The 17,469-nt window shown below is 70.1% G+C and carries 17 protein-coding genes, 1 tRNA gene and 1 other RNA gene; 11 read left to right on the forward strand and 8 right to left on the reverse strand.

The annotated features are described in order from the left end of the window. Positions 1-121: 121 nt before the first annotated feature. The 3 genes from A5705_RS01020 to A5705_RS01030 all read left to right on the forward strand — a co-directional run bounded on the left by A5705_RS01020 (position 122) and on the right by A5705_RS01030 (position 2,828). Positions 122-1,351 carry a Mur ligase family protein gene (locus A5705_RS01020; RefSeq protein ID WP_067881798.1) on the forward strand — a complete coding sequence of 410 codons (1,230 nt, stop codon included), beginning with the start codon at positions 122-124 and terminating at the stop codon, positions 1,349-1,351. After that, positions 1,344-2,051, forward strand: coding sequence for a type 1 glutamine amidotransferase (locus A5705_RS01025; RefSeq protein WP_067881801.1), 708 nt, complete (start codon positions 1,344-1,346; stop codon positions 2,049-2,051). The genes A5705_RS01020 and A5705_RS01025 overlap by 8 nt, the downstream gene beginning before the upstream one ends. Positions 2,052-2,186: 135 nt before the next feature. After that, positions 2,187-2,828, forward strand: a complete 642-nt coding sequence (locus A5705_RS01030; protein ID WP_068274643.1) for a C39 family peptidase — start codon at positions 2,187-2,189, stop codon at positions 2,826-2,828. Positions 2,829-2,832: 4 nt separating this feature from the next. Here A5705_RS01030 and recR read toward each other — a convergent pair whose 3' ends face one another. Together recR and A5705_RS01040 are read right to left on the reverse strand one after the other, a co-directional pair. Further along, a complete protein-coding gene (gene recR / locus A5705_RS01035) occupies positions 2,833-3,444 on the reverse strand; it encodes a recombination mediator RecR (protein ID WP_067881807.1) in 612 nt (203 codons plus the stop codon). A gap of 12 nt (positions 3,445-3,456) precedes the next feature. Next, positions 3,457-3,813 (reverse strand): YbaB/EbfC family nucleoid-associated protein, encoded by a 357-nt coding sequence (locus tag A5705_RS01040; RefSeq protein ID WP_067881809.1) that lies wholly within the window; start codon positions 3,811-3,813, stop codon positions 3,457-3,459. A 98-nt stretch (positions 3,814-3,911) separates the two neighbouring features. Here A5705_RS01040 and A5705_RS01045 point away from each other — a divergent pair, with 98 nt between their 5' ends. Continuing rightward, entirely contained in the window at positions 3,912-4,673 is a 762-nt protein-coding gene (locus A5705_RS01045) for an Rv3717 family N-acetylmuramoyl-L-alanine amidase (protein ID WP_082956217.1), read from the forward strand. Positions 4,674-4,678: 5 nt separating this feature from the next. Here the strand turns inward: A5705_RS01045 and A5705_RS01050 are convergent, their stop codons facing one another. Further along, entirely contained in the window at positions 4,679-5,116 is a 438-nt protein-coding gene (locus tag A5705_RS01050) for an SRPBCC family protein (protein ID WP_067881815.1), read from the reverse strand. 155 nt (positions 5,117-5,271) lie between these two features. On the opposite strand from A5705_RS01050, the gene A5705_RS01055 reads away from it, so the two are divergent. Together A5705_RS01055 and A5705_RS01060 are read left to right on the forward strand one after the other, a co-directional pair. Beyond that, a complete protein-coding gene (locus A5705_RS01055; protein WP_197517009.1) occupies positions 5,272-6,606 on the forward strand; it encodes an FAD-binding oxidoreductase in 1,335 nt (444 codons plus the stop codon). Next, on the forward strand, positions 6,603-7,913 hold the full coding sequence (locus A5705_RS01060) for a class I SAM-dependent methyltransferase (protein WP_197517010.1): 1,311 nt from the start codon (positions 6,603-6,605) through the stop codon (positions 7,911-7,913). The genes A5705_RS01055 and A5705_RS01060 overlap by 4 nt, the downstream gene beginning before the upstream one ends. Here A5705_RS01060 and A5705_RS01065 read toward each other — a convergent pair. The 3 genes from A5705_RS01065 to ffs form a co-directional block, all read right to left on the reverse strand. After that, positions 7,910-9,703, reverse strand: coding sequence for a DNA polymerase III subunits gamma/tau (locus tag A5705_RS01065; protein ID WP_068274646.1), 1,794 nt, complete (start codon positions 9,701-9,703; stop codon positions 7,910-7,912). The two genes, A5705_RS01060 and A5705_RS01065, sit on opposite strands and share 4 nt — an antisense overlap. 147 nt (positions 9,704-9,850) lie before the next feature. Beyond that, positions 9,851-11,155 (reverse strand): aminotransferase class I/II-fold pyridoxal phosphate-dependent enzyme, encoded by a 1,305-nt coding sequence (locus A5705_RS01070; protein ID WP_156762988.1) that lies wholly within the window; start codon positions 11,153-11,155, stop codon positions 9,851-9,853. Positions 11,156-11,295: 140 nt separating this feature from the next. Beyond that, an RNA gene (gene ffs, locus A5705_RS01075) (signal recognition particle sRNA small type) lies at positions 11,296-11,392 on the reverse strand. Between the two features lie 76 nt (positions 11,393-11,468). Here ffs and A5705_RS01080 point away from each other — a divergent pair. Together A5705_RS01080 and A5705_RS01085 are read left to right on the forward strand one after the other, a co-directional pair. Then, positions 11,469-11,557: transfer RNA gene (locus A5705_RS01080), tRNA-Ser, on the forward strand. Between the two features lie 113 nt (positions 11,558-11,670). After that, complete coding sequence (locus A5705_RS01085) at positions 11,671-12,507, forward strand: hypothetical protein (protein ID WP_068274651.1); 837 nt, start codon at positions 11,671-11,673, stop codon at positions 12,505-12,507. A gap of 12 nt (positions 12,508-12,519) precedes the next feature. On the opposite strand, the gene A5705_RS01090 is transcribed toward A5705_RS01085, so the two are convergent. Then, complete coding sequence (locus A5705_RS01090; protein ID WP_067881828.1) at positions 12,520-13,260, reverse strand: enoyl-CoA hydratase/isomerase family protein; 741 nt, start codon at positions 13,258-13,260, stop codon at positions 12,520-12,522. A gap of 16 nt (positions 13,261-13,276) precedes the next feature. Beyond that, complete coding sequence (locus tag A5705_RS01095) at positions 13,277-13,654, reverse strand: hypothetical protein (RefSeq protein WP_067881831.1); 378 nt, start codon at positions 13,652-13,654, stop codon at positions 13,277-13,279. A gap of 138 nt (positions 13,655-13,792) precedes the next feature. Here A5705_RS01095 and A5705_RS01100 point away from each other — a divergent pair, with 138 nt between their 5' ends. The 3 genes from A5705_RS01100 to A5705_RS01110 all read left to right on the forward strand — a co-directional run bounded on the left by A5705_RS01100 (position 13,793) and on the right by A5705_RS01110 (position 17,468). Then, positions 13,793-14,293: a lipoprotein LpqH gene (locus A5705_RS01100; RefSeq protein WP_067881833.1), complete on the forward strand. Its 501-nt coding sequence runs from the start codon at positions 13,793-13,795 to the stop codon at positions 14,291-14,293. Between the two features lie 95 nt (positions 14,294-14,388). Continuing rightward, positions 14,389-16,125, forward strand: a complete 1,737-nt coding sequence (locus tag A5705_RS01105; protein ID WP_068274654.1) for a hypothetical protein — start codon at positions 14,389-14,391, stop codon at positions 16,123-16,125. Next, positions 16,122-17,468: a CHAT domain-containing protein gene (locus A5705_RS01110; RefSeq protein ID WP_068274756.1), complete on the forward strand. Its 1,347-nt coding sequence runs from the start codon at positions 16,122-16,124 to the stop codon at positions 17,466-17,468. Before A5705_RS01105 ends, A5705_RS01110 begins: the two co-directional genes overlap by 4 nt. Position 17,469 lies beyond the last annotated feature (1 nt).

The raw sequence follows: 17,469 nt of genomic DNA on the forward strand, positions 1-17,469 counted from the left end.
GGGCGACCCGCAGCGCCCGGCGCACAACGCCGCGCTCGCGATCGCCCGAAATCCACGCGGGCGACCCGCAGCGCCCGGCGCACAACGCCGCGCTCGCGATCGCCCGAATAAACTCACGCGCGTGATCACCACCCGTGCACGCCTGGCCCTCGCCGCGGGAGCGAGCGCGCGGTGGGCGTCGCGGGTGACCGGGCGCGGGGCCGGGGCGATGATCGGCGGCCTGGTCGCGATGACGCTGGACCGCTCGGTGCTGCGACAGCTCGGGGCCGGGCGGCGCACCGTCATCGTCACGGGCACCAACGGCAAGTCGACGACCACGAGGATGACGGCCGCCGCGCTCGGGACCCTGGGTCCGGTGGCCACCAACGCCGAGGGCGCCAACATGGACGCCGGCCTGGTGGCCGCGCTGGCCGCCGACCGCACAGCCGGGCTGGCGGCGCTGGAGGTCGACGAGATGCACGTGCCGCACGTTGCCGACGCCGTCGAGCCCACTGTCATCGTGCTGCTCAACCTGTCGCGCGACCAGCTGGACCGGGTGGGTGAGATCAACGTGATCGAACGCACGCTGCGGGCCGGGCTGGCGCGGCACCCGAACGCCGTCGTCGTCGCCAATTGCGACGACGTCCTGATGACGTCGGCGGCCTACGACAGCCCCCACGTGGTGTGGGTGGCCGCGGGCGGCGCCTGGGCGAACGACTCGGTCAGCTGCCCGCGCAGCGGCGAGGTCATCGTCCGCGACCGGGGGCACTGGTATTCCACCGGCGCCGACTTCAAGCGACCCAGCCCGCAGTGGTGGTTCGACGACGAGACGCTGTACGGGCCCGACGGCCTGGCCCTGCCGATGCGGCTGGCGCTGCCCGGCGCGGTGAACCGGGGCAACGCGGCCCAGGCCGTGGCCGCCGCCGTCGCGCTGGGCGCGGCCCCCGCGCGGGCCGTCGCGGCGGTCGCCACGGTCGACGAGGTCGCCGGGCGCTACCGCAGCGTCCGCGTCGGCGACCACGAGGCGCGGATCCTGCTGGCCAAGAACCCCGCCGGCTGGCAGGAGGCGCTGTCGATGGTCGACAAGCACGCGGCCGGGGTGGTCATCGCGGTCAACGGGCAGGTGCCCGACGGCGAGGACCTGTCGTGGCTGTGGGATGTGCGCTTCGAGCACTTCGAAGAGACCCGAGTCGTCGCGGCCGGCGAGCGCGGCACCGACCTGGCGGTGCGCCTCGGCTACGCGGGCGTCGAGCACACGCTGGTGCACGACACCGTGGCGGCCATCGCGTCATGCCCGCCCGGGCGGGTGGAGGTCGTCGCCAACTACACCGCCTTCCTACAGCTGCAGCGAGCGTTGGCGCGCCATGGCTGACTCCACCGTGCGGATCGGCCTGGTGTTGCCCGACGTGATGGGCACCTACGGCGACGGCGGCAACGCCCTGGTGCTGCGCCAACGCCTGCGCCTGCGGGGCATCGCCGCGGAGATCGTCGAGATCACGCTGGCCGACCCGGTGCCCGACTCGCTGGACCTGTACACGCTGGGCGGGGCGGAGGACTACGCGCAGCGGCTGGCCACCCGGCACCTTCTTCGCTACCCGGGCCTGCAGCGCGCGGCCGAGCGGGGCGCGCCGGTGCTGGCGATCTGCGCGGCCGTCCAGGTGCTGGGCCACTGGTATGCGACCTCCTCGGGCGAACGGGTCGACGGTGTGGGCATGCTGGACGCGACGACGTCGCCGCAGGACACGCGCACCATCGGCGAGTTGGTCAGCAAGCCGCTGCTGACCGGGCTGACCCAACGGCTCACCGGCTTCGAGAACCACCGCGGCGGCACCGTCCTGGGACCGGCCGCGTCCCCGTTGGGCACGGTGGTCAAGGGCGCCGGAAACCGCGCCGGCGACGGCCACGACGGCGCCGTGCAGGGCAGCGTCGTCGCGACCTACATGCACGGGCCCTGCCTGGCCCGCAACCCGGAGCTGGCCGACCTGCTGCTCGGCAAAGTAGTGGGCGAACTCGCGCCGCTGCAGCTGCCCGAGGTGGACCTGCTGCGCCGCGAGCGACTGGCGGCCCGCTGAGGCCGCCCAGCGTGTCGTCGCAATGGGTTATATCTCGCGACGGCCCAACTAGCGGCGCTTCAAGGTTCCTTCAAGGATTCGTCCAGCGGCTTCACCGACCCTTTTCTCGACGCACCCCCCGAGAAAAGGACCCCCATGATCAACACCAGGACCATCGTCGCCAAGGCCGCCGGCGCCGTCGGGCTCGCGGCGGTCTTGAGCGCGGCCACCGGCTCGATGGTTGCGCTCGCCGCCAGGGCCGACGCGGCCCAGGACGGGATGCACGGCAACCCGGCCGCCGCGGCGCCCTACTGGCGCTACCAGCAACAGGACCGCGACTGCGCGGAGATGGCGGTGGCCGACGTGGTCGGCCAGGTCACCGGCCGCGAACCCACCGAGGACGAGATCACCGCCGCGGCCGCCAATATCCCGAGCGTCAGCCATCCCGGACCGATCTACCGGCCCGGGAGCAACACCAAGAACTCCGACCTGCCCGTGCTGCTGGCGCACTACGGCATCCACGCCACCGCGGTCCACCCCAACCTCGACGCCCTCGCGCACGATCTGGATGGGGGGCGCAAGGTGATCGTTGGGCTCAACGACAAGATCCTGTGGAACACGCGGGGCGACCGCACCCAGGAAAACCACTTCGTCGTCGTCATCGGCATCGATAACGCAGCCAACGTGGTGCACCTCAACGACAGCGGCATCAAGGCGGGTCGCGACGAACAGGTTTCCATTGCCACCTTCGAAGCGGCGTGGCAGACCAGCGACAACTTCGCCGTCGTCACCAACTGACGGCTCAGACCATGGCGCGGCGGCCGGTGAGCGCGCGGCCCAGCGTCAGCTCGTCGGCGAACTCCAAGTCGCCGCCCATCGGCAGCCCCGACGCGATCCGGGTCACGGTCAGGCCGGGGATGTCGCGCAGCATCCGAACGAGGTAGGTGGCCGTCGCCTCGCCCTCCGTGTTGGGGTCGGTGGCGATGATCACCTCGGTGATGTCGACGTCGTCGACGCGCTCGCCGATGCGGGTCAGCAGCTCGCGGATGCGCAGCTGGTCGGGTCCCACGCCGGACAACGGGTCGAGCGCGCCGCCCAGCACGTGGTAGCGGCCGCGGAATTCGCGGGTGCGCTCGACGGCCTGGACGTCCTTCGGCTCCTCGACGACACAGACCTGGGAGCCGTCGCGGCGCGGGTCGGCGCAGATGCGGCAGCGCTCGTCGTCGGAGACGTTGCCGCACACCGCGCAGAACCGCACGCCCTCGCGGACCTTGCCCAATACAGCGGTCAGCCGGTCGATCTCCGGCGGTTCGACCGACAACAGGTGGAACGCGATGCGCTGCGCGCTCTTGGGGCCGATGCCCGGCAGCTTGCCGAGCTCGTCGATCAGATCCTGGACGGGTCCCTCAAACATGTCGGTGCAGCGTCACAGCCCCGGCATCTGAGTGGGTGGCGGCGCCGCCGGTTGGGCCGGCGGCGCGCCCATGCCGCCCGCCAGGGCGCCCAGCCGTTCCTGCGCCATCTTGGTGACCTGCGCCGAAGCGTGGCGCATGGCGCCCACGATCAAGTCCTGCAGGGTCTCGATGTCGTCGGGGTCGACGACCTTGGGGTCGATCTCCACCGCGACCACCTCGCCGCTGCCTTTGACGACGACCTTGACCAGGCCCCCACCCGCCTCACCGTGTATCTCTGCGTTGGCGAGCTGGTGCTGGGCCTCGAGTAACTTCTGCTGCATCTGCTGCGCCTGAGCGAGCAGCTGCGACATGTCGCCTCCGGGTTGCATGACAATCCCCTCGCATCTTGGTCTCGAGTTGGTTTCGCCTGCGGGTGCCGGGCGATTCGGAACACCCAGCGTAGACCGCGCGCCGTTACCTTTGCGCCGTGGACCTACGAGTGAGCAAGCGTGTCGGTATCAGAGTGTTGGTCGCTGTGCTGGTTGCCGTCGCGGCGGCGATCATCCCGACGGCGACCGCCGCCCCGTCCAACATCGCCGGCATGGTCGTTTTCATCGACCCGGGCCACAACGGCTCGAACGACGCGTCGATCAACCGTCAGGTGCCCACCGGGCGCGGCGGCACGAAGGACTGTCAGACCAGTGGGACGTCGACCAACAGCGGCTATATGGAGCACACGTTCACCTGGGACACCGCGCTGCGGGTTCGCGCCGAGCTCAGCGCGCTGGGCGTCCGCACAGCCATGTCGCGCGGTGACGACACCGGGCTGGGGCCGTGCGTCGATGCGCGCGCCGCGGCGGCCAACTCCTTGCGGCCCAACGCGATCCTGAGCATCCACGCCGACGGCGGCCCGCCGTCCGGGCGGGGATTCCACGTGAACTACTCGGCGCCGCCGCTCAACCAGGCGCAGGCCGGTCCCTCGGTGCAGTACGCCCGGATCATGCGCGATCAGCTGCAGGCGTCCGGCATCCCGCCCGCCAACTACATCGGGCAGGACGGCTTGTACGGGCGCTCGGACCTCGCGGGCCTGAACCTGGCGCAGTACCCGTCGATCCTGGTCGAGTGCGGCAACATGAAGAACCCCGTGGATTCGGCGCTGATGGAGTCGGCCGACGGCCGGCAGAAGTACGCCGACGCGCTCGTCCGCGGCGTCGCGGGGTTCCTGGCGACCCAGAGCCAGGCGCGCTGACGGCGCTAGCCTTCCAGTTCTTTCTTCAGGTTGGCCAGCACCTCGCCCTGAATCCTCCTCAGCCCCAAGGGCGCAAAGGTTTTTTCGAAGAAGCCCTTGACGCCGCCGGCGCCGGTCCAGCTGGTCTTCACCGTGACGCTGGATCCCGGTCCGGCGGGGGCCACCGTCCAGTTGGTGATCATCGACGAGTTCGCGTCCTTCTCGATGACGGTGTGGCCCGCCACGTCGACGTTCACCTGCACATCGCGAACGCGTGACTTGGTGGCCTGCAGCCTCCACTTGGCGACCGTACCCGCGCCCTTGCCGCCCTGCAGCACCTGGTAATCGCTGTACTGGGGGGACAGGATCTTCGGGCGCATCTTCTGGTAGTCCGACACCGCGGCGAGGGTGGCCCCGGGCTCGGCGTTGATCAAGATCGTGCTGGCTGCGCTCACCTGGCCCATCGGGCGCGACTCCTCTTCTTGATGTTCGATGACATTGCGATGTCTTGTGATCCCGCCGCGCGCGGGTGCACGGGGTGTTTCCGAAGACTAGGGTATATGTGGTGCCTGTCCCTGGATCTGCACTCTCGGCTCATGCAGCGGGCGTCGACCGGTTGATGGCGAGTTATCGATCCATCCCGACGACGTCCGCCGTCCGGCTCGCCAAGCCCACGTCAAACCTGTTCCGCGCCCGCACCAAACGCGATGCGCGCGGTCTGGACACCTCGTGTTTGACCGGCGTTCTCGCCGTGGATCCCGAGACCCGCACCGCCGACGTCGCAGGCATGTGCACGTACGAGGACCTGGTGGCCGCGACGCTGCCGTACGGCCTTTCGCCACTGGTGGTTCCGCAGCTGAAGACGATCACCCTCGGCGGCGCGGTCAGCGGCCTGGGCATCGAGTCGGCGTCGTTTCGCAATGGCCTGCCCCACGAGTCGGTACTGGAACTGGACATCCTCACCGGCGCCGGAGAATTGGTCACCGCCTCCCGCGGCCAGCACCCGGAACTGTTCCGCGCCTTCCCGAATTCCTATGGCACGCTGGGATATTCGACCAGGCTACGAATCGAGCTGGAGCCCGTGGCCCCCTTTGTGGCGCTGCGGCACATCCGATTCCGGTCGCTGCCCGAGCTGGTCGCGGCGATGGAACGCATCATCGACACCGGCGGCCAGGGCGGTACCCCGGTGGATTATCTGGATGGCGTGGTCTTCAGCCCCGACGAAAGCTATCTGTGTGTGGGCCGGCGGACCACCACGCCGGGACCGGTCAGCGACTACACCGGGAAAAACATTTACTACCAATCGATTCGGCATGACCTGGCCGGGGTGGAAGCCACCAAGGACGACCGGCTGACGATTCACGACTACTTCTGGCGTTGGGACACCGACTGGTTCTGGTGCTCGCGCGCGTTCGGCGTCCAGAACCCGCGGGTGCGGCGCTGGTGGCCCCGCCGCTATCGGCGCAGCAGCTTCTACTGGAAGCTCGTCGCGCTGGACCAGCGTTTCGGAATCGCCGACCGCATCGAGAAGCGTAAAGGCCGCCCGCCACGCGAGCGGGTGGTGCAGGACGTCGAGGTGCCGGTCGAACGGACCTGCGAGTTTTTGGAGTGGTTCGCGGCCGACGTGCCGATCACGCCGATCTGGTTGTGCCCGCTACGTCTCCGCGATCGCGAAGGCTGGCCGCTGTATCCGATGCGCCCCGACCACACCTACGTCAACATCGGGTTCTGGTCCTCGGTGCCGGGCGGCCCCACCGAGGGCGCGACGAACCGGGCCATCGAGGCGAAGGTCAGCGAACTGGACGGCCACAAGTCGCTGTACTCGGATTCGTATTACACCCGCGAGGAGTTTGACGAGCTCTACGGCGGCGAGGCTTACAAGACGGTCAAGAAAACTTACGACCCCGACTCGCGTCTTTTGGACCTGTACGCAAAGGCGGTGCAACGGCGATGACGACCACCCGAGAACCCCATCACACGACCGCCGGGAAGCTCAGCATGGCGGAGATCCTGGAGCTTTTCGCCGCGACGGGGCGGCATCCGCTCAAGTTCACCGCCTACGACGGCAGCACCGCCGGCAGCGAGGACGCGGAGCTGGGCCTGGACCTCTGCTCGCCCCGCGGGGCCACCTACCTGGCCACCGCCCCCGGCGAACTCGGCCTGGCCCGCGCCTATGTGTCGGGTGACCTGCAGACCTACGGCGTCCATCCCGGCGACCCATACCAGCTGCTCAAGACGCTGACCGACCGGGTCAACTTCAAGCGGCCCTCGGCGCGGACCCTCGCCAACGTCGTCCGCTCCATGGGCGTCGAGCATCTGCTGCCGGTCGCGCCGCCGCCCGAGGAGGCGCCACCGCGGTGGCGGCGGGTCGCGGCGGGCGTCATGCACAGCAAGACCCGCGACGCCGAGGCCATCCACCACCACTACGACGTGTCCAACACGTTCTACGAATGGGTGCTGGGTCCGTCGATGACGTACACCTGCGCGGTCTATCCCGGCGCCGACGCGACGCTGGAGGAGGCCCAGGACAACAAGTACCGGCTGATCTTCGAAAAGCTGCGGCTGCGGCCGGGCGACCGCCTGCTGGACGTCGGCTGCGGCTGGGGGGGCATGGTCCGCTACGCGGCGCGACACGGTGTGCGCGCGATCGGCGCCACGCTGTCGGCGGAGCAGGCGAAATGGGCGCAAAACGCGATCGAAGCCGAAGGTCTGGCCGACCTGGCCGAGGTGCGGCACTCCGACTACCGCGACGTCGCCGAGGCGGGATTCGACGCCGTCTCCTCCATCGGCCTGACCGAGCACATCGGCGTCAAGAATTACCCCGCCTACTTCGGCTTCCTGAAATCCAAGCTGCGCACCGGCGGCCTGCTGCTCAACCACTGCATCACCCGCCACGACAACAAGTCGACCTCCTTCGCGGGCGGATTCACCGACCGCTACGTGTTCCCGGACGGGGAACTCACCGGCTCGGGCCGCATCGTCACCGAGGTCCAGGACGCGGGTTTGGAGGTGCTGCACGAGGAGAACTTCCGGCACCACTACGCGATGACGCTGCGGGACTGGTGCCGCAACCTCGTAGAGCACTGGGACGAGGCGGTCGACGAGGTCGGCCTGGCGACGGCCAAGGTGTGGGGCCTGTACATGGCGGCATCGCGGGTGGCGTTCGAGCAGAACAACCTTCAGCTGCACCACGTGCTGGCGGCGAACGTCGCCGCCCGCGGCGACGACGAGCTGCCGCTGCGGCCCTGGTGGCGGCCCTAGACTCCGTCAATCCGACGCGCGCCCAGCTCGTTCTGCAGCAGCTCGAGTGCGGCCTCTTCGGGGTCGCGCCGCGGCGCCGACGGCTCACTCCGGCCGGCCTCGGCGAGCATGCTTTCCTCTTCGTCTCGCTGCGCGGAATCCGCGGCGGCCGGCTCGTCGACCGGCGCTTCCTGCCGGGCGGGCGCCGGGGCGCTCGCGGCGGGCGCTCCCGAATCCACCTCGCACCGCACCCGCCAGCTCACCCCCAGCGCGTCTTTGAGCGCCTCGGCGATGACGTCGGCGTTGCGCTGCTCGGACAGCCGCTTGGCCAGCGGCGCCGACGCGTGGGTCAGCACCAGCGTGTCGTCCTCCACGGCCCGGACCGTGGCGCCCGCCAGCATCACCTCGGTGGTGCGGCTGCGCTGGCGCACCTTGTCGCGCACTGTCGGCCACATCGATCGCAGCGCCGCCGCGCTGAGTTCACCTGGGGCAGAGCCTGATTCGGGTTCTGGCGGCGGCGGAGCGGGTTCGGGCGCGGGCGTCGGATTCGGGTCGGTCTTGGCGGTGGGCGCCTCGGCCTTGGCGACGGGCTTGGAAACGGCCGCCCGTTTCGGCGGCGCGGTTGGCGCCGCCGCGACCTCGGAGGCGGGCAGCGACACACCCAGCCGGGTCTCGATCCGCTCGACGCGCTGCAGCAGCGCCGACTCGGCGTCGCTGGCCGAGGGCAGCAGCAGCCGCGCGCAGACCACCTCGAGCAGCAGGCGCGGCGCCGTCGCGCCGCGCATCTCCCCCAGCCCGGCCTGCACGACCTCGGCGTAGCGGGTCAGGGTCGCCGGGCCGATGCGGGCCGCCTGCTCGCGCATCCGGTCCAGGACGTCCTCGGGCGCGTCGACCACGCCGCGGCTGGCGGCATCCGGAACCGCTTGCAGCACGATGAGATCGCGGAACCGCTCCAGCAGATCGGTGGCGAAGCGCCGCGGGTCGTGGCCGGCGTCGATCACCGATTCGACCGCGCCGAACAACGCGGCGGCGTCCGACGCGGCGAGGGCGTCCACCGCGTCGTCGATCAGCGCGACGTCGGTGACGCCCAGCAGGCCCAATGCCCGCTGGTACCTCAAGTGGTTGTCCTCGGCACCGGCCACCAGCTGATCCAGGACCGACAGCGTGTCCCGCGGCGAACCGCCGCCGGCCCGGATCACCAGCGGGTACACCGCGTCGTCGACGACGACGCCCTCCTGTTCGCAGATCCGCCCGATCAATGCCCGCATGGTCTTCGGCGGCAGCAGCCGGAAGGGGTAGTGATGGGTGCGCGACCGGATCGTCGGCAGCACCTTCTCCGGTTCCGTGGTGGCGAAGATGAAGATGAGGTGCTCGGGCGGCTCCTCGACGATCTTGAGCAGCGCGTTGAACCCCGCGGTCGTCACCATGTGCGCCTCGTCGACGATGAACACCCGGTAGCGCGACTGCGCCGGGGCGTAGAACGCGCGGTCCCGCAGCTCGCGGGTGTCGTCGACGCCGCCGTGGCTGGCGGCGTCGAGCTCCACCACGTCGATGCTGCCCGGCGCGTTGGGCGCCAGCGCCGTACACGACTCGCACACACCGCACGGGTTGGCGGTCGGTCCCTGCGCGCAGTTCAGCGACCGGGCCAGGATGCGGGCCGAGGACGTCTTTCCGCAGCCGCGCGGCCCGGAAAACAGGTAGGCGTGATTGATCCGGCCCGCCTCCAGGGCGATCGACAGCGGTTCGGTGACGTGCTCCTGCCCCACCACCTCGGCGAAGGTTGCCGGTCGATACTTGCGGTAGAGGGCCACGGTCAGCAGGCTACCGTCGCCCGGTGACTACAGCCCGGGCGGCGTCGAGTGTGTATCGGCGGCATCGCGTGTGCGGCCACGGCTTTGAATGTGCGTCCAGGGCGGGATGTCGTCGGAATTTCCGCCGTCAGTGCACAGAGAAAGCCGTCAGCTCACACTCGACGGGGAGGTCGACGGGGAGGACGCCAGCAACGACTCCGAGGCAGCCAGCAGCGCGCAGGTCGCCAGCCCGTCGACGGCGTCGCGCAGGTCGGGCAGCGACGGGAAGGTGGGCGCGATCCGGATGTTCTTGTCGCCCGGGTCCTTGCGGTACGGGAACGACGCGCCCGCCTCGGTCACCGCGATGCCGGCGTCCTTGGCCAGCGCGACGGTGCGCCGCGCCGTTCCGGGCAACACGTCGAGGCTGATGAAGTAGCCGCCCTTGGGCTCGGTCCACGAGGCGATCTTGGAGTCGCCCAGCCGGTTGTCCAGGATCTCGAGCGCCAGCGCGAACTTCGGCGCCAGGATCTGCTGGTGGCGCAGCATCTGCAGGCGCACCCCGTCGGCGTCGCGGAAGAAGCGCGCGTGCCGCAGCTGGTTGACCTTGTCCGGGCCGATCGACTTCTTCGCGGCGTACTGCAGATACCAGGCGATGTTGCCCAGCGACCCGCCCAGGAAGCTGACCCCGGCGCCGGCGAAGGTGATCTTCGATGTCGACGCGAAGACGTACGGCCGGTTGGGGTTGCCCGCCGTGGCGGCCAGCCCGAGCACGTCGACCTGGCGGATGAAGTCGTGCGTCAGGGTGTGCACCGCGTACGCGTTGTCCCAGAACAACCGGAAGTCGGGCGCGGCCGTGCGCATCTGCACGAGCCGGCGAACCGTCTCCCAGGAGTAGGTGATGCCGGTGGGGTTGCCGAACACGGGCACCGCCCACATGCCCTTGATGGCGGGGTCGACGGCGACCAGCTCCTCGATCAGGTCGACGTCCGGCCCGTCCTGCAGCATCGGGACGGCGATCATCTCGATGCCCATCGTCTCGGTGATGGCGAAGTGCCGGTCGTAGCCGGGTACCGGGCAGAGGAACTTGACGGCCGGCTCGTCCTTCCAGGGCCGCGGTGAGTCGACCCCGCCGTAGAGCAGCGAGAACGCCACGAGGTCGTGCATCAGCTCCAGGCTCGAGTTGTTGCCGGCGATCAGGTTCTGCACCGGGATGCCGAGCAGGTCCCCGAAGATGGCCCGCAGCTCGGGCAGGCCGTGCAGGCCGCCGTAGTTGCGGGTATCGGTGCCCTCGGAATCGCGAAAATCGTCCCCGGGCAGGCTCAGCAGCTGGTTGGACAGGTCGAGCTGCTCCGGCGAGGGCTTGCCGCGGGTCAGGTCCAAGGTCAGCTTCTTGGCCTGCAGCTCCGCGTAATCCTGCTGGTTGCGCGCGTGTGCAGCGGCAAGTTCGTCCGGGCTGAGCGAATCCAGCGACACCATGGACCCTTTCGCTGTCGAGGCGGCGGCTTCGGGGTCAGGTGTTGGACATGCCGTGGGCCCCGAACCGTGGCGATCGCGAGCGCGCGGTGGGGCACCCCGCTTGCGGGGACCGGGCGCTGCGGGTCGCCACTCGTTTAACCTGGGGGACCCCGCGCACCCGACAGAGCCCATTGACCCTTGCTGCCTTCCGGCCCTGGGGGAGTTCACAGGATAGACGCCGCGCGGGGTCCTTCGGCGAGTCTAGTACCTGGCCGGAACCGATCGGCGGCGGCCATTAAAGCGGACCGGACGCTCGGTTACCATGGCCCACGGAGGATTCGCCTAGTGGCCTATGGCGCTCGCCTGGAACGCGGGTTGGGTTAACAGCCCTCGCGGGTTCAAATCCCGCATCCTCCGCCATCGGTCGCGCTCGGCTCGGGTGCGACAACGCACGGGGGTTGTTTGGAATCGGTTTGACCGGCCTTTAGGCTGGCTTACCGGCCAACAAGCTCACCGGCAGCACGAGGAGGCGTATGGGGCGCAAGGTCGCCATACCGTGGCACGCGACGTTTTCGATCGCTGCCGGCGTCCTCTACTTCTTTTTCGTGTTGCCCCGCTGGCCTGAGCTGATGGGTGAAACCACGCATTCGGTCGGGACGACGCTGCGGATCGTGACGGGCGCGCTGGTGGCCCTCGCCGCGCTGCCCGTGGTCTTCACCCAGCTGCGGACCCGCAAGCCCGAGCTGGGCACGCCGCAGCTGGCGCTGACCATCAGGCTGTGGTCGATCGTGGCCCACGTGCTGGCCGGCGTGCTGATCATCGGCGCCGCAATCAGCGAGATCTGGCTCAGCCTGGACTCCGCCGGGCGGTGGCTGTTCGGGATTTACGGCGCCGCCGCCGCGATCGGCCTGCTCGGCGTGTTCGCTTTTTATCTGTCGTTCATCGCCGAATTGCCGCCGCCCCCGCCGAAGCCGATCAAGCCGAAGAAGGAAAAGCAGCGCAAGAAGCGAGGCCTGCGCCGCAAGCAGGGCGACGAAACCGAAGAGGTCACGGACGAAGTCGCCGAGGAGTCCGAGGGCGCTGAGACCGAAGAGCCCGAAGACACCGAAGAGGCCGCAGAGGCAGCAGAGCCCGAAGAGGCCGCAGAGGCAGCAGAGCCCGAAGAGGCCGCAGAGGTCGCCGAAGAATCGCAGCCCGAGCAAGAGCCCGCTACCACCGCGGAAGCCGAGACGGAACCCGAACCGGCCACCGAGGAAGCCGAAGCCGCCGAGGAGCCCCGGACCGGCTTGCAGAACCGCCGCCCCACGGGCAAGGGCTCGCACCGGATGCGGCGCCGGCGCACCCGCGGCGGCGTCGCGCTCGACGAATGACCCGGCCCTGGATCAACGCCGCTTGATGCCCTCGACATAGGCCGCGATGCGCCGCTGCGTCTGGTCGGCGCCCCACAACTGGCGGACCTCGCTGTCGATGAGGCCGCCCTCGCGCATCCGTGCCAGCGCGGGGGCCCGTAGCTGCACTTTGGTGTGGCGATAGGCGTCGGCCGGGATGCCACCGCGGTCGGCGGCCTCGGCCACCGCCGCCCCGACGAGATCGTCGGCGACGACGCGGTGGGCCAGCCCGTTCGCGGTTGCCTCGTCGTCCCGATACACGCGGCCGCCGAGCAACACGTCGTCGGCGCGGTCGCCGCACGCGTAGCGCATCACCTCGAGCGCGGCGACGGGGAACGCGACCCCGACGCGGACCTCGGAGGCGCCGATCTGCGCGCCGGGGCTGATCAGCCTGCGGTCGCAGGCGCACGCCAGCACGCACCCGCCCGCGATGGCGGCGCCATTGATCGCGGCCACCGTCGGCCCGGGATAGCAGAACAACGCCTCGAACGCCTCGGACAGCGCCGGGATCAGCCGGTCGGTGTAGTCGGCACCGCCGCCGACCACGCGGTTGAGGTCGACCCCGGCGCTGAAGGCGCGGCCGGCGCCGGTGACGACGAGCGCTCCCGCGCCCGAGTGCTGCAGTTCCCCCAGCGCGTCGGTCAGCTCCTTCAGCAACTCGACGTCGAGGGCGTTGACGGGCCCGGAGGACAGGGTCAGCACCCGGACCCCGCCGACCGCTTCGATCTCGATCACGACGACACCCCCTCCGTCAGCCGGCCGAGACGATGACGACCGGGATGTCGGTGTTCTCGTCGGTGTGGTAGCTCGCGCACACCCGGTGGTAGCCGTCGGCGATCTGCAGCGGGACGCCCGTCGTGAAGTCACCGCGCACCAGCAGGATGGGCGACAAGGCCTGGCCCTTCTTGATCTTGGAGAGATCCGCGGCGACGTGCGGATTGTCGTCGGGCAACAGGCTCAGCCGCGCGGCCCGCAGAATGTCCTTGGCCTTCTTGTGGCTGACGACACCTGATTTCATCTTTTCCGACAACTCGTTGGCGGTGCCCGGCTCCGCCAGCAGCGCGAGGTAGTCGGCGGCCGCCGGGAAGTCATGGGGCTCAGGCTTTTCCAGCCATTTCACGCTCGCCATCGCGCATCTCCCTTCGTCGGGCCGTGTCGAGGCAGCCTACCGGGCGGGCGGCGAAATTGGGATCGGTAGCGGGCCCGGGCATCTGTACTTGCGCCCATGGCGACGCCAATGGGGCGGCGCATGAAGGAAGGAAAACCAGTGAAACGTCTTATCGCGGGAGCGATTGGAACCCTCGGCGTCGCTGCGGCTTCAGTGGCGCTGGTGGGCTGCTCGAGCGGCGGCCACACGGCCGCCCCGTCAAGCACGGGGCCGAGCACGGCGCCCAGCGTCGCCGCCACCGGCACCAACGCCCAGGTCAAGGTGGGCGGCACCGACCTGGCCGGCCTGAACCCGTCCGCGGTCACCTGCGTGCGGACGGGCGGCAAGATCGACATCGGCAGCGGTAACAGCGGCGCCCAGCAGGCGCTGGCCGTGGTGATGACCGACGAGCCCACCCCGAAGGTCGAGTCGCTGGCCCTCTTCGTCGACGGCAGCGCCCTGTCCGTCAGCAACGGGATGGGCGCCAAGGTCGGTTCGGCCAACGTGGCGGTGGACGGCAAGACCTACACCATCACCGGGCAGGCGCAGGGCGCCGACATGAAGAACCCGATGGCGGGGATGATCACCAAGGACTTCAACATCAAGGTGACCTGCGGTTGATCGATCGGACTCCGGGGCGGCGGGCGTGCCTTCACTCACGCGTCCGCCGCTCCGGATCCTCGCCACGCCGACGACGGCGGACTTATGATGCAGCCGTGTCGATCCCCGAGGACTTGGCGGACGCCCGCCGGTTGGCGTTTGCCGCCGACGAGACGCGGGCCAGGGATCTGCTGCTGTCACTGGTGCCGCGGATCGAGCGGGAAGATCGAGACGATCTCATGCTGGAAGTCTTTGCGCAGCTTGGGGAGATCTACCTGGTGCGCGGGGCGAATGACGGCGTGCGCGAGTCGATCCGGCGCATCCGCGACTGCCTGGCCATCTATTCGGGGATCGCCGCCGGCGCAATGCCGGAGGCCGCCGCAAAGGTGACCATGTCCGAGGGCGAGGTGGCGCACCTGGTCTGCCGGTACTCCCGTCGTGCGCAATTCCTTCAGACGGGCCTGGCGGCGGCCATCGGTGACCACGAGGGCGCCGCCTCGGCGCTGCGCGAACTGAGCGACGCGGCATCCGATGGGGACTTCGCCGACCTGGCCGACGAACTCGAGTATCTGCGCGCCCACGCCCAACTGTTGTGCGCGTCGGCGCTCTGCGACGACGACCTGCACGTGCGATCGGTGGGGTTGTGGGACGCGGTGTTCGAGGGTGTGGACCGCCTCCGGGGCGGCAGCGAGTTCGCCGACCATCTCCTGGTCGCCGCGGGCACCGCATACGGCAGATTCTGCGTGGAGACGGGCCGGCTGGCCGAAGCCGAACCCTGGTTGCGTCGCGCGGGCGCCAGGGCGCAGGCTCGCGGATGGGAACTGGCAAGCGCCAGAACGCAGTTGGAGCGTGCGGCGGCGTGCTGGCTGGTGGGCGACCACGCGACCACCGAGCAGCTGGTGTCCGAGGCCCAGCCCGTCATCGCCCGCTACGCCCGGGCGCACGACGCCGCCCGGTGCTGGCTGTACCTGGGGCTCACCCGGCTGGGCTCCGGTGCCCTGGAAGCCGCCGACGAGTGCTGGGAGCAGGCCGAGCGGCACTGGCGGGAGTTGGGGAAGCCGTTGCACCTGCACCGGATCTTGTTGCAGCGCAGCTGGATTGCCATCTTCTGGAGCCGTTTCGCCGACGCGGTCGAGCTGATCGCGCAGGCCCGGGACCTGCTCGACTCCTCTCCCCGCAGCAGCTGGTTGCAGTACGCCCAGCTTGACAGCCAGCTCGGCACGGTGTGGCGCGCGGATGCCTTGGCCGACTTGGGTTTCGACAGTTCGGGTGATCCCGACGAGACCCTGCAGGAAACCGAGGCACGGCAGGCCGAGGGGCTCGGCATCCTGCGCGGGGAGGTCGGCACACCGGAATACTGGCGCGGGATGGCCAAGCTCGAGCGGGCCGCGGAGCTCAAGGTGCCGGCCGCGCTGGCAGTCGACTCGGTGCGGTATTCGATCGCCGACGCCGACGCGAGATCGCGCTGGGCCACCACCATTTCCGCCCCCATCCTGGCCGGCGCCTTCGCCGTCGCGTGGGAGTGGGAAAACACCCAGCTGATCAGCGAGCTGGTCGAATACCACAGCGCGCGAGGCACTTTCGACACCGATGCGCAGCGACCGAGGATCGGCGAATGGGCGGCGACGGCCACCGCGACGGTCGTCATCGACACGGGCTCGGACGTGGCACTGGCCGCGGCCGGACCCCCCGCGGCGCGTGCCGGCGGCTCGCTGACGCGGCTCGGCCCGCTGCCGCCGCTACAGATGCAGCCCGACAGCCCGCCGATCATGAGCCGTTATCGCGCACTGGCTTTCGAACGCTACGGTCGCGAGGTCACCGCCGCCGAGCCGGCGTGGTCGACCTGGCCATGAGCGACGCGGACCGCCTGACGCTGGTGCTCCGGTTCGCCGACGTCGGGATCGTCACCTACGGCAGTCTGCGGATCGTGGGACAGCCGTCACGAACCGTCAATTGGGTGATCGAAGATCCGATCCTGCTCGCCGCGTTGCAAGAGCTCACCGACGCCCTGCCCGAGCCCCACGGCGCCGAGAGCCGGCGCGACGCCATCGAACGGGCGCTCACCGCCGGCCCCTTCGCCACGCCGGACGCCGAGCTCACGGTCGCCTACATCCTCGGGGTGCTGCTGATCGGCTCCGCGGGGTGGGAGCTGTTGGCGGAGTGCGCGGCATCGCCGCGGGCGGTGCTGTTCGTCTCGCCCAGCGCGCGGCTGGCACGCATCCCCTGGGGGCTGCTGGCGGTGCCGAAATCGGGACCGAGCAAGGAAGAGTTGGTGCGCGCACGCCAGGACGCCATCACCCGCAGCGGCCGGGTGGCCGCCCGAATCCCGTGGCAGCTGGCCGATATCGGCGCCCACACCGACGGTCACCGCCTGATGGAGCTCGTCGACGTGCTGATGGCGGCGCCGCCCAACATCGTTCACTCGCCGCGGACGCCGGCCGGCTGGGACGCCAGGCGCGACGGTCCACCGTTGCTGGTCCTCGACCCGCGGGTGCCCGGGCAGCGACCCGACTCCGCGCTCGGCTCGGTGCTCGGCCGGCCCTCCCCGCACGCGCCGTTGGCCCGGCACTTCGGCGAGCTGATGGGGCGCCGCCCGGTGCTGCCCGAGGTCGGCGACGTCGTCGAGCTGTTCCGCCGGCAGGACGCCGACCGCGTCTGGCTGGCCAAGCAGCTGGCGCAGGCCCCGAGCCGGCTCATGTACGTCGGCCACGCCAGCTCGGCGCACGGCCGCGCCGACCGGGCCGCCCTGCACCTGGCCTGCACCGCCGGGATCCCGGGAGACGCCGAGGCGATCGGCGATCATCGCCCGCTGACCGCCTCCGACCTGATGTCGCTGCAGCTGCCCATCCCGCCGCGGGTCGCCCTGCTGGCGTGCGGATCGGGCGGCGACTATCAATTCGACGAGGCGACCGGCCTGGTGGCGGCGATGATTCTCGGCGGCGCCGAATTGGTGACCGCCACCTTGTGGTCGCTGCCCACCTCCGCGGCCTATCGACAGTTCGCCGCGCACGAATCGGCCGACCCCATGGCCGATATCGTTGTCGCCGTGGACCGCGCGCAGGACGGCGCGGACGCGGGGTGTGCGGTGAACCTTTGGCAGCGCGCGCAGATGCGGCGCTGGCGTGACGGCGACGTCACCGCCAGCCCGCTGTATTGGGGCGCCCTGGCCACGTTCGCGGTGGACGGCGCGCGCTAGC

The organism is Mycobacterium sp. E787, assembly GCF_001668725.1.
Taxonomy (GTDB): domain Bacteria; phylum Actinomycetota; class Actinomycetes; order Mycobacteriales; family Mycobacteriaceae; genus Mycobacterium.

Excerpts from the sequence above, each read along its gene's own strand:
- A5705_RS01040 (WP_067881809.1), bottom strand. The coding sequence starts at position 3,813 with ATGCAACCCGGAGGCGACATGTCGCAGCTGCTCGCTCAGGCGCAGCAG.
- A5705_RS01095 (WP_067881831.1), bottom strand. The coding sequence starts at position 13,654 with ATGGCGAGCGTGAAATGGCTGGAAAAGCCTGAGCCCCATGACTTCCCG.
- A5705_RS01085 (WP_068274651.1), top strand. The coding sequence starts at position 11,671 with ATGGGGCGCAAGGTCGCCATACCGTGGCACGCGACGTTTTCGATCGCT.
- A5705_RS01030 (WP_068274643.1), top strand. The coding sequence starts at position 2,187 with ATGATCAACACCAGGACCATCGTCGCCAAGGCCGCCGGCGCCGTCGGG.
- A5705_RS01060 (WP_197517010.1), top strand. The coding sequence starts at position 6,603 with ATGACGACCACCCGAGAACCCCATCACACGACCGCCGGGAAGCTCAGC.
- recR (WP_067881807.1), bottom strand. The coding sequence starts at position 3,444 with ATGTTTGAGGGACCCGTCCAGGATCTGATCGACGAGCTCGGCAAGCTG.
- A5705_RS01050 (WP_067881815.1), bottom strand. The coding sequence starts at position 5,116 with ATGGGCCAGGTGAGCGCAGCCAGCACGATCTTGATCAACGCCGAGCCC.
- A5705_RS01110 (WP_068274756.1), top strand. The coding sequence starts at position 16,122 with ATGAGCGACGCGGACCGCCTGACGCTGGTGCTCCGGTTCGCCGACGTC.
- A5705_RS01025 (WP_067881801.1), top strand. The coding sequence starts at position 1,344 with ATGGCTGACTCCACCGTGCGGATCGGCCTGGTGTTGCCCGACGTGATG.
- A5705_RS01055 (WP_197517009.1), top strand. The coding sequence starts at position 5,272 with ATGGCGAGTTATCGATCCATCCCGACGACGTCCGCCGTCCGGCTCGCC.